We start from the raw sequence: 14059 nt of genomic DNA, 5'->3' as shown, positions 1-14059 counted from the left end.
TTAGAAATCCTCGTCGCCGTCGAGATAAATCGAGGGATCAGCGTCCGGATCAAAATCGTCATCCGCTTCCAGCGCTTCTTCCTGAGTGGCGTCATATGTCTCTGGATTCCAGATCTCAAACGTGTCGCCTTTACCACCGAAGAAGGCCATGCTCTCAAGCCCAATCTTGTCGCGCTGCTCTTTGGGCAACACCAAACGGCCGGTCTCATCCACCGACACTTCCAACGATTGGGTGAGGTACAATTTCGAAAGCGCGAGGCGCTTTTTGCTGCCACGGGGCATCTTCATGATGCGGGCCACCACATCATTCATCGCCTCAACCGTGAAACATTCCAGAAAGTCGCGGGTCTTGCCGCCATAAACAATTACGAGATTGGGGTTTTCGCCACTTTTCCAGTCAGGGTCACCTGCTTCGAGCACACGGCGGAACTTGGCCGGAATCGACATCCGTCCTTTACCATCCACCTTGTTACGGCTTTCGCCTCGAAACATCAGCGCCACTGCCTATGGCCCTCTCAACCTGCGCGCCGCCCAAAGCGCCCTTTATGAAGTAAAACGGCGGATTGATCTGCTGCCACTGATCAATCCGCCGTCCTCGTCCCGCTTGGCGGGTAGTCCAGTTGCGCGTGCCACCTGGGGGGATGTTCTGCTCGCCCACGCACCGGATCTCTTATTTTCGATGAAAGCGGGTGCCTGTATGAAACCTGACTTGGGATCGGAGGTCTTAGTGCCTCTCTTTATGTCCCGTCCTCATCGTGTAACTAGGGATGCCATGGGAATTCATGGAAATCAACAGGAATTTGTGGAGAAAAGCCCTCCACGCGCGACCCCACCCCATCAATATCGGCGATTTCAAAGCCAAATTGATAGGACACCACCCCACATTTAGGCAACCATACGAGGAACAGACACTAGATAAGCCCAAAGCCACAGTGTCAAAATTTTTCCCAAGTTATCCCACTTTTTCTCCACAGAAGGTCAAGAGCGCCCCGTAACCGCCCCGAATTGGGGGCAGATTCCCGCCATTGCCAAACCGATTCGGCAGAGAACCGCCGCCTCCCCCACACTGATCCCATGAATTCCCAATCCAATTTCCCATATCTTTCCCACAAAATCCCAAAACCCTTCCAACACAGCCCAAAAAGAAATCACGCACAGCCTCTTGGCCCACCTAGACGCCTTGCCTAAAGTATCTTCACCACGGCACACACGCCTTAGGAGGCAACATGGGCTTGCTCGACCCGGCCACCACAGAGGCCATGATCCGCAAGGCACAAAAGCGCGGCAAAAACATTCAGTTTGCCGCGCTGCCGTATCGTATTCACAAAAACAAAACTGAGGTGTTGCTGATCACTTCACGCGGCACGCGCCAATGGCTCCTCCCCAAAGGCTGGCCAATGGATGACCTCAAACCCCACAAGGCCGCCGCGCAGGAAGCTTGGGAAGAAGCCGGCATTCTGGGGCGGGCCCACAAGCACTGCCTTGGCACCTACCGCTATCGCAAAGCGCGCGGCGCAATGCGCGGCCAAACCATCCGCGTGATGGTCTTCCCTCTGGAAGTGCACAACTTCACCCGCACCTATCCGGAGATGGGACAGCGCCAACGCAAATGGCTGAGCCCCAAAAAGGCGGCCAAACACATCGGCCATCCTGACCTGGCCAAGCTGGTGCGCAACTTTGACCCCACCTTCATCACGCCCACACCTTAACTTCGCTTGCTTGATCCCACACACACAGATGCCTATGTTCGCGCAACACACCATGGGCAGCGTCACACACCAATGATCAAATTCACTTTGAAATGCGCCAACGACCACCGCTTTGACAGCTGGTTCCAATCCGCTGACGCCTTTGACAAGCTCAAGGCAGTCGGCATGGTATCCTGTGCTGTCTGCGGCAACACGGCCGTGGAAAAGGCCATGATGGCACCCCGTGTGCGCCCAGCGCGCTCCGCCGCCCAACCACAAGAAACGCCAACTCCAGAGGCCAATGCCGCCCCCCCCGCAGCTATGCCAGCTCCGGCACCCGGCCCCCTCAGCGCGCCCGCCTCGCCAGCTGAACAGGCCCTCAAGGAGCTGCGCGGCCACGTCGAAAGCAACTCTGACTATGTTGGCAACGATTTTGCCAGCGAAGCCCGCGCCATACACGACGGTGACGCCCCTGAACGCGCTATTTATGGCGTGGCCAAGCCCGAAGAGGCCAAAGCCCTGATTGAGGACGGCGTGCCAGTGGCCCCACTGCCCTTCAACATTGGTCGCAAAACCAATTGATCCCCCTCACATAGGAGCCCGCCCATGCATGTAGTCATCACCGGCGCCAATCGCGGCATAGGACTGGCGCTTGATCAAACCCTGCGGGCCCAGGGTCATCAGGTCACGGGCACCAGCCGCTCAGGTGGCGAATGCCTGAAACTCGACGTCACCAGTGCCGACAGCCAACGCGCCATGGCGCAGGCGCTGGACACCCAACCGGTGGACCTTTTGATCTGCAACGCGGGCGTTTTTCTGGACAAAGGCCAAAACCTCGCGGATGGCTACGCACCGGACCTCTGGGCCAACACATTTGCCGCCAATGTCGCGGGCGTGTTTCTAACCGTTCAAAACCTGCTGCCCAATCTACAATTGGCGCAGAATCCCAAAATCGCGATCATTTCCTCGCAAATGGGTTCCAGCACCAAAGTGGGCGGCGGCGGCTACATCTACCGCGCCTCAAAGGCAGCAGCTCTGAACCTCGGCCTCAATCTGGCCGAAGACCTCAAACACATCGGCATTGCCGTGGGTATCTATCATCCTGGCTGGGTAAAAACCGATATGGGTGGCGACGGCGGCGACATCACCGTGACCGAATCCGCCACTTGCCTGGCACAACGATTTGCCGAACTGAGCCTGGACAGCACCGGCTGCTTCCAAACCTGGGACGGCCGCGCCCATCCGGTCTGACTCTGCTTTCTCATTCTTCAAATATCCCGGGGAGGAGACACACAACGTGTGGCGGAGGGGCTGGCCCCTCCCCTACTTTCCCAACCTGCGCGCCCCTGCCGCGCCAATCTTTCTTGCCTCTTGGGCATCAACCGCGTAAACCGCCTGCGACTTACGATATAAGGACGCGCCATGCCCGTACTTGTGATGAAATTTGGCGGCACCTCCGTCGCCAACCTCGACCGCATCCGCCGCGCCGCCAAACGCGTGGGTGTGGAAGTGGCCAAAGGCTATGACGTGATTGTCATCGTCTCTGCCATGTCCGGTGAAACCAACAAACTTGTTGGCTATGTGGATGAGACCTCGCCGCTTTATGACGCCCGCGAGTATGACGCCATTGTCAGCTCCGGTGAAAACGTCACCGCGGGCCTGATGGCGCTGACCTTGCAGGAAATGGATGTTCCCGCCCGCAGCTGGCAAGGCTGGCAAGTGCCATTAAAAACCACCTCTGCCCACAGCCAGGCCCGGATCGAAGAAATCCCAACCGACAACCTCAACGCCAAGTTTGGCGAGGGCATGCGTGTGGCTGTGGTGGCTGGCTTCCAAGGCATCAGTGATGAGGGCCGCATTGCCACATTAGGACGGGGTGGCTCTGACACCACTGCCGTGGCCTTTGCAGCAGCCTTTGGAGCGGAACGCTGTGACATCTACACCGATGTGGACGGGGTCTACACCACCGACCCGCGGATTTGTGCCAAAGCGCGCAAACTGGACAAAATTGCCTTTGAGGAAATGCTGGAACTGGCCTCTCTGGGCGCCAAAGTCCTGCAAACACGCTCTGTCGAGTTGGCCATGCGCTATAAGGTAAAACTGCGCGTACTCAGCTCTTTTGAAGAACAATCTGACGAGGCCGGCACGCTGGTCTGCGATGAGGAGGAAATCATGGAATCCAATGTTGTGGCCGGTGTGGCCTACTCCCGCGACGAAGCCAAAATGACCCTGCTGTCGGTGGCCGACCGCCCGGGCATCGCCTCCATCATCTTTGGTTGCCTGTCTGATGCGGGCGTGAACGTGGACATGATTGTGCAGAACATCTCTGAGGATGGCCGCACAGACATGACCTATTCCCTGCCCACAGATCAGGTGAAACGCGCCGAAACAGCGCTGGACGAGCTCAAAACCTCCGGCGGGTTGAACTTTGCAGAGCTGGTGATCGACGAAGACGTCTCCAAAGTCTCTGTGGTGGGTATCGGCATGCGCTCACAATCCGGTGTGGCCGCCAAGATGTTCAAAGTGCTCTCTGATGAAGGTGTGAACATCAAAGTCATCACCACCTCAGAGATTAAAATCTCGGTGCTGATTGATCGCAAATACATGGAGCTGGCAGTGCAATCGTTGCACGACGCCTTTGAGCTGGAAAAAGTCGGCTAACATCACAACCAAGATCACAACGCGCGGCCCACCAGCCGCGCGTTTTTTATTGATACGTTTAGAACGCCCAATTTTGCGGCATTTTGCCTCTATTTATTACAGCATAGCCGCAGACCATGGATCGCCATGCTGCGCTGCAGCACACTGCATCACGCAAAGAAACGCCACCCAATAAGCCACAAAAAACCTTTTTCGAATTTTCTTCCCAAAAATCGCTGCATCGCGGCGTATTATTGCCGCCAAGACAACAGCATAAACCATTTTGATTCCCGCGCTGTTGTGTTCTATTCGGCCCCGAGTAGCGACAAGGACCCCACCTCAAATGGTGCAAAAAACCGAGACCGAGAGCCGCAAACTTCTGGGGCGCCTACGCGATGCCCTGGCCGAGGACAGCGCCGGTCAAGAGCGCTTGGACAAAATCACACACTTAATCGCCTCCTCTATGGGCACCGAGGTCTGCTCGATCTATCTGTTTCGCGACGAAGAAACTTTGGAGCTTTGCGCCACCGAAGGTTTGAATGCCGAAGCGGTCCACCAAACCCGCATGCGGGTTGGCGAAGGCCTTGTGGGGCGCGTCGCGCGCACCTCCAAAGTGGTGAACACCGACGACGCGCCCAGCGCCAAAGGTTTCCGCTATATGCCGGAAACCGGCGAAGAGATTTATTCAAGCTTCTGTGGCATCCCGGTTCAACGCCTTGGTGACAATCTTGGCGTTCTCGTGGTGCAGTCCAAAGACAAACGCGGCTATTCACCGGACGAGGTCTATGCGCTGGAAGTGGTCGCCATGGTGCTGGCCGAAATGACCGAATTGGGCGCTTTTGTGGGCGAAGGCGCCGCCATGAGTGCGCGCCATCAGCAATCCGAACTTTTCCGCGGCACCTCCGGCCAAGAAGGCGCCAGCGAGGGGCACGTCTGGCTGCATGAGCCCCGCGTGGTGGTCACAAACCCAGTGGCCGATGACCCTGATGTGGAACTCCCGCGCCTACATGGAGCGGTCGAAGAACTGCGTGTTGGCGTCGACAAGATGCTCGACGGGGTCAAACGCGGCGATAAAGAACAGCTCGAGGTGCTCGAAGCCTACCGCATGTTTGCCAACTCCAAAGGCTGGATGAAGCGCATTGAGCAGGACATCGCCCGCGGTCTATCCGCCGAAGCCGCCGTGGAGAAAGAACAATCCACCGCCCGTGCGCGTATGGAGCAGGTCACCGATCAATATCTGCGCGAACGTCTGCATGATTTGGACGATCTATCCAACCGCCTGCTGCGCATTCTCACCGGCCAAGGCTCCGAGACCGGAGCGGAAATGCCAACCGATCCCATTCTGATCGCCCGCAACATCGGCCCGGCCGAGCTGCTGGAATATGGCCGCAAACTCAAAGGCATCATCCTCGAAGAAGGCTCCGTTGGCAGCCACGCAGCCATTGTCGCGCGTGCGTTGGCGATCCCTTTGGTGATTCATGCGGACAAAATCACCACCGAGGCGCTGAATGGCGATCACATCATGGTCGACGGCGATCAGGGCGTTGTGCACCTGCGCCCCGACGACACGGTTGTCACCGCGTTCCGCGACAAAATCGCCATGGCAGCAAAGGCACAGGAACGGTACGCCAGCATCCGAGACAAAGAGGCCAAAAGCCGCGACGGCGCGGTGGTGCATCTGACGATGAACGCGGGCCTGATGGCGGATCTGCCCTCGTTGGAGTCCTCCGGTGCTGAGGGCGTCGGCCTGTTCCGCACCGAGCTGCAATTTTTGATCCGCAACCAAATGCCAAAACGGACTGAGCTGGCGCAACTCTACTCCACCGTCATGGACGCCGCCGCAGGCAAACGCGTGGTGTTTCGCACACTCGACATCGGCTCTGACAAAGTGCTGCCCTACATGGCCCCGCAAGACGAGCCCAACCCGGCGCTTGGCTGGCGGGCTGTGCGTGTGGCTTTGGACAAACCCGGCGTGATGCGCATGCAACTTCAGGCGCTTCTGCGGGCTGCAAACGGCCGACCGTTGACCATCATGTTCCCCTTCATCGCACAATATGAGGAATACACCGCCGCCAAGGCTGAGGTAGACAAAGCCATCGAGCGCGAAACCATCCTCGGCCATCCGCTGCCGTCCGATATCGAAGTTGGCGCCATGCTGGAAACCCCATCTTTGGCATTTGCCCCCAAGAAATTCTACGAAGAGGTCGACTTCCTCTCGATTGGCGGCAATGACCTCAAACAGTTCTTTTTTGCGGCTGATCGCGAAAACGAGCGCGTGCGCCGCCGTTATGACACGCTCAACGTCAGCTTCCTGACCTTCCTAGAAGGCATTGTGAACCGCTGCATCGACACCGGCACGCCGCTGAGCTTTTGTGGCGAAGACGCTGGCCGCCCGATTGAGGCTGTCTGTCTCGCTGCCATGGGCCTGCGCAATCTCTCTATGCGTCCAGCCTCCATTGGTCCGGTCAAAAGCCTGATCCGCCGGGTTGATCTGGGTGAGCTGCGCCGGGTGATCCACGCAGCGCGCGAGCGTGGCGAACAATCCGTGCGCCCTGACGTGATGGAATATCTGCGCAGCAGCAGCTAACCAATGTAGCCGGGTGATGCCCGGCTACGCTTTGCCTAACCGCTTGCGCATGCCGTCCACCAGCATCTCCGGTGACACATCCGCTTCTACGGCCAGTCTGCGCAGGCCAAAATGCACATGGGCAATGTCCTGATAATAGCTGGTGTAGGCATAATTCGTCGCCGCGCCAGCCGCCGCGCCAATCACCGGCACCATCTGCGCCGCCAGTTTCTGCCCCAACACTGGTGCCAGCTTTGGCACAATCACCGCACTGATCCATTTGGTGCCGCCCATGGCCAATCCGGCCCGCTGCTCCAGCATCGCCAAATCCGCGCCCCGATCCGCCTCAAACGGCCCATTGGCCGCCAGCACCCGCACACAATCAAACCGCACGCTCTCATGGCTGGGATCAAATCCGTATTGCACACCCACGCTCTGAATGGCGCGTAACAGCACTGTGATGGTGATCGGCAATTCCGCCAAGGAAGAGGTCACACCTCCAACCCCACCAGCCGCGCCCAGCGCAGCGGTGACCGAGGCATTGACCCAATCCGGCTGGTCTTTCACCAAGCCGCGACTGCCATCAGCCCATTTCACCGCCTGCATCAAAGCCACTTCCGTGGCACCGCCCAGCCCATCCTGAACCTCGCCTGGCAAGCTTTTGAGCAACCCGCTCACCGGCATGCCCAACACGCCCAGCACCTTCATGCCCAGCCCACTGGCCCCGCCATAGCGCGCCGCAAGCGCGTCCAACTCAGAGTTTACGTCAATCTCACGGTCCGGAATGTCCGGTAAAATCTCAATTTGGGTCATGCCTTAAAAGTAGGAACCCAAGGCGCTTGTTCAACCGCTCTAGGAGGAATGAGGGCACTGGTGGTCCGGTTGGCGATTACTGATGCCGTGTAGCAACGTTTCAAGGATGGTGTGAGCCGAAACAGTCGAATGCTCCGGCCCACCTAAATGTCAGCCCAAGACATTTAAGTTGATGTCTGACGTCGGCAGAACTTCGGCATAGCTAGAAGCCAAGGGTGCCATTATTGCAGCATGCACCTTCGCAGAAGGCACACTGACATCATCATGCGCAATGTTCGCAGCAGCACATGCATCATGGGCGACGGTCACTTTGAAACCGAGATCAGAGCCAGCACGCACAGTTGCATCAACACACATTTGGCTCATTGCACCACAAATAATGAGGTGCTCAATTTGCTGCTCTCGTAGCAATTGCTTGAGGTTCGTGCCCACAAAACTATTTGGCTTGGCCTTCTCAACAACCACTTCACCGGAGCTAGGGGCAACACTGTCATGAAGCTCAGCCCCCTTGGTTGCCGGATGAAAAAACGGGGCCTTATCTGATGCCATAACATGTTTAACATGGATCACTTTCAGTCCGGACTCGCGCGCGCTGTTGAGTAGGTTCGCGGCCTTTGCGCCAGCCGCATCCATGTTTGGCAAGGGCATTTTACTACCGTCAAAACTTGGAAAGTAATCGTTCTGGATGTCGACTAACAACAAGGCAGATTTGGTCATTTGATACTCACTTTGATATTTGATTGGGGTCACAACTGTGTTTACGCCATGGCACCTCGCGGATACGATTGGCAGAAATGACAATTTGAGTGCCATATATGCCAAACCTTGCCATCATCGCCTATGAGGGCTCTCAGAAATCCGCCTTGCATGGGCTTGGAGAGCTGTTTGATGTTGCCAACAGCCTTATCGATGAAGACCTCAAACCACAGATCACGCACCAGGTTTTGGCTCCATCGGAAACAGAGCGCGTCAGAAATATTGATGCCGTAATTATCCCGCCAAATCTGAACGGAAAACGGGGAGAACATGACCCGAAACTGCATCACTGGATTGTGCATCAGCATCTTGCCGGAACGATCATTTGCTCAGCCTGTGCAGGAAGTTTTTGGCTCGGACATGCCGGTATTCTGGACGGCCGCCCCGCCACAACGCACTGGGCGCTTGAGGAGGATTTCAGATCACATTTCCCCAAGGTTCGCCTTAGTCCTGAGCGAATTCTGGTGGATGACAATGATATTGTGACAGCGGGGGGGGTGATGGCGTGGGTTGATCTGGGGATCCATCTGATTGGCCGCTGGCTCGGCCCAACTGTCGTCTCACAGACTTGTCGGCAGATGTTGATTGATCCGACAGGTCGAGAGCAACGCAACTATCGCTCGTTTAGGCCCAATTTGGCGCACAGAAACCAAGCCATTCGCGCCCTTCAAATCTGGATGGAAAGCAACGTAGACGCAGATCTGACAGTTGGCGCTCTGGCAATTCAGGCGGGGCTCTCCCCCAGATCTCTACACCGTAAATTCTTGGAAAGCACGGGACACACTGTAAACCAATATGTCCAAGAGCTTCGTATTGAAAAAGCAAAAGGACTGCTCGAACTCACGGCACAGACAGTAAGTGAAATTTGCTGGCAGGTTGGATATAAAGACGTTTCCGCGTTCAACCGTCTTTTCAAGTCTATTTCTGGACTTAGTGCGGGGGAGTATCGGCACCGCTTTCGAATTCACCCAACGCCGGTGACGTAGGGCAACCTAGAAAGCAATCGCAATGAAATGATGACCAGTAAAACGCTCCCCCAAATTGAGGTCAGGAAGCCCCTCAAAAGGACCAATCAACCGAACCAGTTCCTTCGCAGGTACGACGCGATTGGCCAAGGCCCGCTTGAGGCATTTAGTTCAGAATATTACGCGATAATCGAAAGGCGGATCACAAACTCAGCGTTCCAACCGCTTGGCCAATATGCCCATCAGCAAGACAGCAATCATGAGAAACCCCGCGCTTCCAGCCCAGGCGAGAGGTAGCGAATAGGCTTCTGCAATCCCCCCAACCATCAGGAGGCTGGTTGCTGCGCCCAGCTGCTGCACGAGTGAGCGCAATGACAGCAACGTGGAACGCTGATGGTTTTCGACACAGGCATGCAAAATGCTGCTGGCTGGCGTTTCGGCCGCACCAAGAACAATAGAAAACGAAATGAACATCGCCACGAAGCCGATGACCTGGCTCTGATACGCCATGGCGACCTGGAGAACCGCGAGGCAGGCAAAAACCACAGAAAGCGTGACAGCGTGTCGGCGCTTGAAAATTTGATTGATGTGCGGCGAAAGAGCCGCGCCAAACGCGGTAGAGAAAAAATACGTCGCCGTTAGAACACCGATGGCCGTACTGGCGTAATCTTCATCCAGCATACCTTTTAGATGGGTGGGCCAGAATATTTCAACCGGGTTTGTTGCCATCAGAAACAGAGCCAAGGCGAGAAGTAGTATCGACAAAGTGGGGTGCCTCAAGGCGAGGAGGCCGGCCTGTTTTATCACTTCAGGAACGTCTCTGAAGCCCTGAGCGAGCGCCTTGGGGTTCAGCGGGCGCGGCTCCTCTGTGATCGCAAAGAGCGTATAGATAAACAACACTATCATCATGATCAGGCTTGCCACGTAGGAGACGTCGTAAGCGCTGAAGCCACGTTGGACTGCGCCATCCCCGAAGGCATCGGGCAAAAGGCCTCCGCAGATCGCACCGAAAGCCAGCCCCAAAGCATTTGCCCATTGGGCTTTTGCCAGCGCAGGCTGGATATCGACGCCCGGGGCCATGGTTCTGAAATTTTCGACAAACCAGGCGTCGAGCGTTCCCGACCGCAAAGCGCGCCCGAACCCAATGAACGCAAACGACAATGCCAGAACATAAAAGCCGCTGGACGACAGAAAGAGACCCAGCGATATCATGCTTGCCACAACGGCTGACATGAAGACGGGCTTGCGCCCAATTTTGTCTGCCAACCCGCCAAACGGGAGTTCCATCGCCATCGTCGTGACCGAATAGACGCCAAAAAGCAGCGAAATTTGGAAAAGATCCATACCACGGTCGATCAAGGCCAACGCGACAACCGCTACCGTCAGACCCATCGCGAAACGATCTAGAAACTGTTGGATCTGGAAAACCCGAATATGCCGCCGGGCGGAGCTGGATAGCTGATGGAAGGAAAATTCGATGTCGGCTGGCATGTCTGTGAACTTGGCAGATTGAACAGCGAATACAAGTGCAGCGCGAGTGGAGCGTGTGTGATATTGCGAGAGCTGTCTATCGCCAGTTGGTCTCGGATTGCAGCAAAGTCCGCACTGCGGACTTCTCGCGCAATTTTCAGGGTTGTCGGTTGGCCAATAGGTAGCAATCGTACGAAACGCCAAAACGCATCAGCACTCTTTAACCACCCAACGCCACACTCTCCACATTCCCAGCAACGCCACTCCAAGCGTCTTCAACAAGCGCCCGCCCCAAAACACGTTCAGGATTGGTCGGCGGCGGCATCACCACGCCCTCCAGCTTCTCGAAACCAAACCGCTTATAATACGACGCGTCCCCCACCAGCATGACCCGCTGCCAGCCCAAAGGTGCCGCACGCTGCAAGCTGTCCTCGATCAGGGACCGGCCCAAGCCTTCGCCTTGGTGTGTCGGGTGCACCGCCACCGGGCCAAGCAACAAAGACTGCACAGCGCCAATCTGCACCGGCCAATAGCGAATGGCACCTGCCAAGATACCTTCGGCGTCCCGCGCGGTCAGCGATAGCCCCGACACCGGGTCCACCCCATCACGCAAACGATAAGAAGACAGCGCCTCACGACCCGGCGCAAAGCAGAGGTCATAAAGCGCCTCCACTTCCCACCAATCTTCGCCTGTTTCCACAGCTAACGTAATCACCTGCGCGCCTCTTGCCCGTCGTTCATTTTGCGGTTTCATCGCCCCTAACATGGCGCTAGGACTGCCTGCAAACCAATATGGAGTCAGTCCGATGTTCTATCAGCCAAAAGACGGCCACGGCCTGCCGCACAACCCGTTCAAAGCCATCGTCAGCCCACGCCCGATCGCCTGGGTCTCTACCCAGGACACCAACGGCGTGCGCAACCTCGCGCCCTATTCGTTTTTCAACGCGCTTGCGGACAATCCCCCACAGGTGATGTTTGCCTCCACTGGCAAAAAAGACGATCAGGCGGAGAGCAAAGACAGCCTGTCCAACATCCGCGCCACCGGTGTGTTTTGCGTGAACATCGTCGAAGAGAGCATCCGCGACGCGATGAACATTTCGTCCGGACTGCTGGGTAAAGACGAGGACGAGTTTGTGGCCGCAGGTCTTGAAGCCGCCCAATGTGACACCATCGACTGCCCGCGCCTTGTCGGTGCGCCCGCGTCGCTTGAATGCCGCCTCACCCAGATTGTGCCTCTCTTGGGAGAGAACAACTTCATGGCCATTGGCGAAGTGACCGGTGTACACCTGCGCGACAACTGCATTGTGGATGGTATCTTTGACGTCACCACCTACCGCCCTCTGAGCCGCCTTGGCTACAAGGACTATGCGGTGGTCGACAACACCTTCACCCTCGCCCGCCCCGATCAGTAAACCGGGGCCTCAGGCGCGAGGGACATTTCGAAAGGAGGGCCAAATGCCCCTTCCCGATCCCAATACCGCCTTTCCGGTCACTTTGCCGGACGGCAGCAAACACGCAGGCACCGTGTTTTTGTCGGCTGTGATCGACCATCCAAAATTTGAAGTCGGTGACCACACTTACGCCTCCGACTTCTCACCACCCAAAAACTGGGCATCCCATCTCGCGCCCTTTCTCTTTGACTTTAGCCAAGAGACTTTAAGCATCGGCAAGTTCTGCCAGATCGCACACGGTGTGCGCTTCATCACCAGCTCCGCAAATCACGCGACAGATGGGCTCAGCTGTTACCCCTTCCCGGTCTTTACCGACACCGTGCCGGAAGGCTACCAACCTGACACACGCGACACTTCGGTGGGCCACGATGTCTGGCTTGGCTACGGCGCGATGGTGCTGCCCGGCGCTCAGATCGGCCACGGGGCGATCATTGGCGCGGGCGCAGTCGTGCGCGGCACGGTGCCGCCTTATGGCATCGTCACTGGCAATCCCGGCACCGTGATGAAAAAACGCTTTGATGACGCCACCATTGCCGAGCTTCTGCAAATCGCGTGGTGGGATTGGCCACAGGACAGGATCGAAGCCGGCATTCCCGCGATTTTGGCTGGGAATATTGCGGCGCTAAAAGTGTCCTAAAACACCACCTCAGCCAGTGTGATCCACACCGGCAGGCTCACCGCCCCCAACAACGTTGTCTGCGCCACCAGTGTCGCGGACAACTCCCGATCCGCACCAAAACCCGACGCCAACACATGCGCCGCACTCGCCGTGGGCAGGGCCGCCCAGATCACCAGCACCACCGCCACACCGCTTTCCAGCCCCAGTCCCAAAGCCAGCACCAACGCCGCCACAGGCATCACCAACAACTTGGTGGCGCAGATTATCCCGCTAAACGCATCCAGCCGGGCCAAAGCGCCCCAATTCATCGTCGCCCCGACCGAGATCAAGGCAATCGGGATCGCCGCCGCCGCCAACATCTCCAGCGGCGCCAACACCGGCGCGGGAACACTCAAGCCTGACAGCCCCACCAACACGCCCCCCAAGGAGGCAATCAAAAACGGATTGAGCGCCACTTTTTTGACCGTGCCCCACAGCCCAAAGCTGCCACCTCGGCTCAACGCACTCACCGCAAACACATTGGCCATCGGCACCGCCATGCCAATCGCCACCGCCATCACAGCCGCATCCGCCTTATCCGTGGTGGCAATGGCAATAAACGCCAGCGCCGTGTTGAACCGCCACGCGGTCTGCCACGCCCCGGCAAAATCCAAAAACCGCTCTGGCCCAAACCGCCGCGCGCCATAGCCCACAACCAAGCCCACCGCCAACAGCCCCCAGACCAAAGGCGCAATGCCCACCACTTGGCCAATCTCCAACGGCCGCTGACTGGCGGCGACAAACAGCAGCGCCGGAAACAGAATTTCAAAGTTGAGCTTGTCCAACCCCTGCCAGGCATTGGCCGACAAACGTTTGCGCAGCACGCCACCCAGCCCAACAAGCAAGAACGAAGGCAATAGCCCGATCAATATGGCAAGGAAGGTCATAAGTGCGCTCCAGAGTGGCTCCCATCGTCTTGCAACTCCGTTTCGCAAAACACAAGACCCACCTTGGCACGGACATCGTCCGGGCCGCGCCCGCCCCTCCCCACGGGAGGGCGCCGCCCTGAAGCTGCGCAAAACAAAAAGGGCCAGCCTCTCGGCCAGCCCATT

The 14059-nt window shown here is 57.3% G+C and carries 15 protein-coding genes; 8 read left to right on the top strand and 7 right to left on the bottom strand.

Annotation, left to right across the window (positions count from 1 at the left end; all coding sequences use genetic code 11):
* Positions 1 to 492, bottom strand: a complete 492-nt coding sequence (mraZ, locus tag QOL67_RS11370) for a division/cell wall cluster transcriptional repressor MraZ (protein ID WP_283426415.1) — start codon at positions 490 to 492, stop codon at positions 1 to 3.
* Between the two features lie 734 nt (positions 493 to 1226).
* On the opposite strand from mraZ, the gene QOL67_RS11365 reads away from it, so the two are divergent.
* The 4 genes from QOL67_RS11365 to QOL67_RS11350 all read left to right on the top strand — a co-directional run bounded on the left by QOL67_RS11365 (position 1227) and on the right by QOL67_RS11350 (position 4349).
* Positions 1227 to 1709, top strand: coding sequence for an NUDIX hydrolase (locus tag QOL67_RS11365; RefSeq protein ID WP_283426084.1), 483 nt, complete (start codon positions 1227 to 1229; stop codon positions 1707 to 1709).
* 72 nt (positions 1710 to 1781) lie between these two features.
* On the top strand, positions 1782 to 2270 hold the full coding sequence (locus QOL67_RS11360) for a DUF1178 family protein (RefSeq protein WP_283426083.1): 489 nt from the start codon (positions 1782 to 1784) through the stop codon (positions 2268 to 2270).
* 24 nt (positions 2271 to 2294) lie between these two features.
* Positions 2295 to 2939, top strand: a complete 645-nt coding sequence (locus QOL67_RS11355) for an SDR family NAD(P)-dependent oxidoreductase (protein WP_283426082.1) — start codon at positions 2295 to 2297, stop codon at positions 2937 to 2939.
* A 171-nt stretch (positions 2940 to 3110) separates the two neighbouring features.
* Positions 3111 to 4349: an aspartate kinase gene (locus QOL67_RS11350; RefSeq protein ID WP_283426081.1), complete on the top strand. Its 1239-nt coding sequence runs from the start codon at positions 3111 to 3113 to the stop codon at positions 4347 to 4349.
* Between the two features lie 96 nt (positions 4350 to 4445).
* Here the strand turns inward: QOL67_RS11350 and QOL67_RS11345 are convergent, their stop codons facing one another.
* The gene (locus QOL67_RS11345; RefSeq protein WP_283426080.1) at positions 4446 to 4610 is read right to left on the bottom strand and encodes a hypothetical protein; all 165 of its coding nucleotides are present in this window, start codon (positions 4608 to 4610) and stop codon (positions 4446 to 4448) included.
* A gap of 61 nt (positions 4611 to 4671) precedes the next feature.
* Between QOL67_RS11345 and ptsP the strand changes: the two genes are divergently transcribed.
* Positions 4672 to 6915 carry a phosphoenolpyruvate--protein phosphotransferase gene (gene ptsP, locus QOL67_RS11340; RefSeq protein ID WP_283426079.1) on the top strand — a complete coding sequence of 748 codons (2244 nt, stop codon included), beginning with the start codon at positions 4672 to 4674 and terminating at the stop codon, positions 6913 to 6915.
* Positions 6916 to 6939: 24 nt separating this feature from the next.
* Here the strand turns inward: ptsP and QOL67_RS11335 are convergent, their stop codons facing one another.
* Entirely contained in the window at positions 6940 to 7707 is a 768-nt protein-coding gene (locus QOL67_RS11335; RefSeq protein ID WP_283426078.1) for an EcsC family protein, read from the bottom strand.
* Between the two features lie 150 nt (positions 7708 to 7857).
* On the bottom strand, positions 7858 to 8424 hold the full coding sequence (locus QOL67_RS11330) for a cysteine hydrolase family protein (RefSeq protein WP_283426077.1): 567 nt from the start codon (positions 8422 to 8424) through the stop codon (positions 7858 to 7860).
* A gap of 146 nt (positions 8425 to 8570) precedes the next feature.
* Here QOL67_RS11330 and QOL67_RS11325 point away from each other — a divergent pair, with 146 nt between their 5' ends.
* Positions 8571 to 9449 carry a GlxA family transcriptional regulator gene (locus tag QOL67_RS11325; protein ID WP_283426076.1) on the top strand — a complete coding sequence of 293 codons (879 nt, stop codon included), beginning with the start codon at positions 8571 to 8573 and terminating at the stop codon, positions 9447 to 9449.
* Positions 9450 to 9638: 189 nt separating this feature from the next.
* Here QOL67_RS11325 and QOL67_RS11320 read toward each other — a convergent pair whose 3' ends face one another.
* Positions 9639 to 10919 carry an MFS transporter gene (locus tag QOL67_RS11320; RefSeq protein ID WP_283426075.1) on the bottom strand — a complete coding sequence of 427 codons (1281 nt, stop codon included), beginning with the start codon at positions 10917 to 10919 and terminating at the stop codon, positions 9639 to 9641.
* A 199-nt stretch (positions 10920 to 11118) separates the two neighbouring features.
* The gene (locus QOL67_RS11315) at positions 11119 to 11613 is read right to left on the bottom strand and encodes a GNAT family N-acetyltransferase (protein WP_283426074.1); all 495 of its coding nucleotides are present in this window, start codon (positions 11611 to 11613) and stop codon (positions 11119 to 11121) included.
* Positions 11614 to 11704: 91 nt separating this feature from the next.
* Here QOL67_RS11315 and QOL67_RS11310 point away from each other — a divergent pair, with 91 nt between their 5' ends.
* Positions 11705 to 12310: a flavin reductase family protein gene (locus tag QOL67_RS11310; RefSeq protein WP_283426073.1), complete on the top strand. Its 606-nt coding sequence runs from the start codon at positions 11705 to 11707 to the stop codon at positions 12308 to 12310.
* Between the two features lie 43 nt (positions 12311 to 12353).
* Positions 12354 to 12986, top strand: a complete 633-nt coding sequence (locus QOL67_RS11305; protein WP_283426072.1) for a CatB-related O-acetyltransferase — start codon at positions 12354 to 12356, stop codon at positions 12984 to 12986.
* Here QOL67_RS11305 and QOL67_RS11300 read toward each other — a convergent pair.
* Complete coding sequence (locus QOL67_RS11300) at positions 12983 to 13894, bottom strand: AEC family transporter (RefSeq protein ID WP_283426071.1); 912 nt, start codon at positions 13892 to 13894, stop codon at positions 12983 to 12985. The two genes, QOL67_RS11305 and QOL67_RS11300, sit on opposite strands and share 4 nt — an antisense overlap.
* Between the last annotated feature and the right edge of the window lie 165 nt (positions 13895 to 14059).

Origin of the sequence: Shimia sagamensis (assembly GCF_900182745.1) — a bacterium.
Lineage (GTDB): Bacteria > Pseudomonadota > Alphaproteobacteria > Rhodobacterales > Rhodobacteraceae > Shimia > Shimia sagamensis.
Note: the sequence above shows the minus strand (reverse complement) of the source record. Positions and strands in the feature narration are given on the sequence as shown.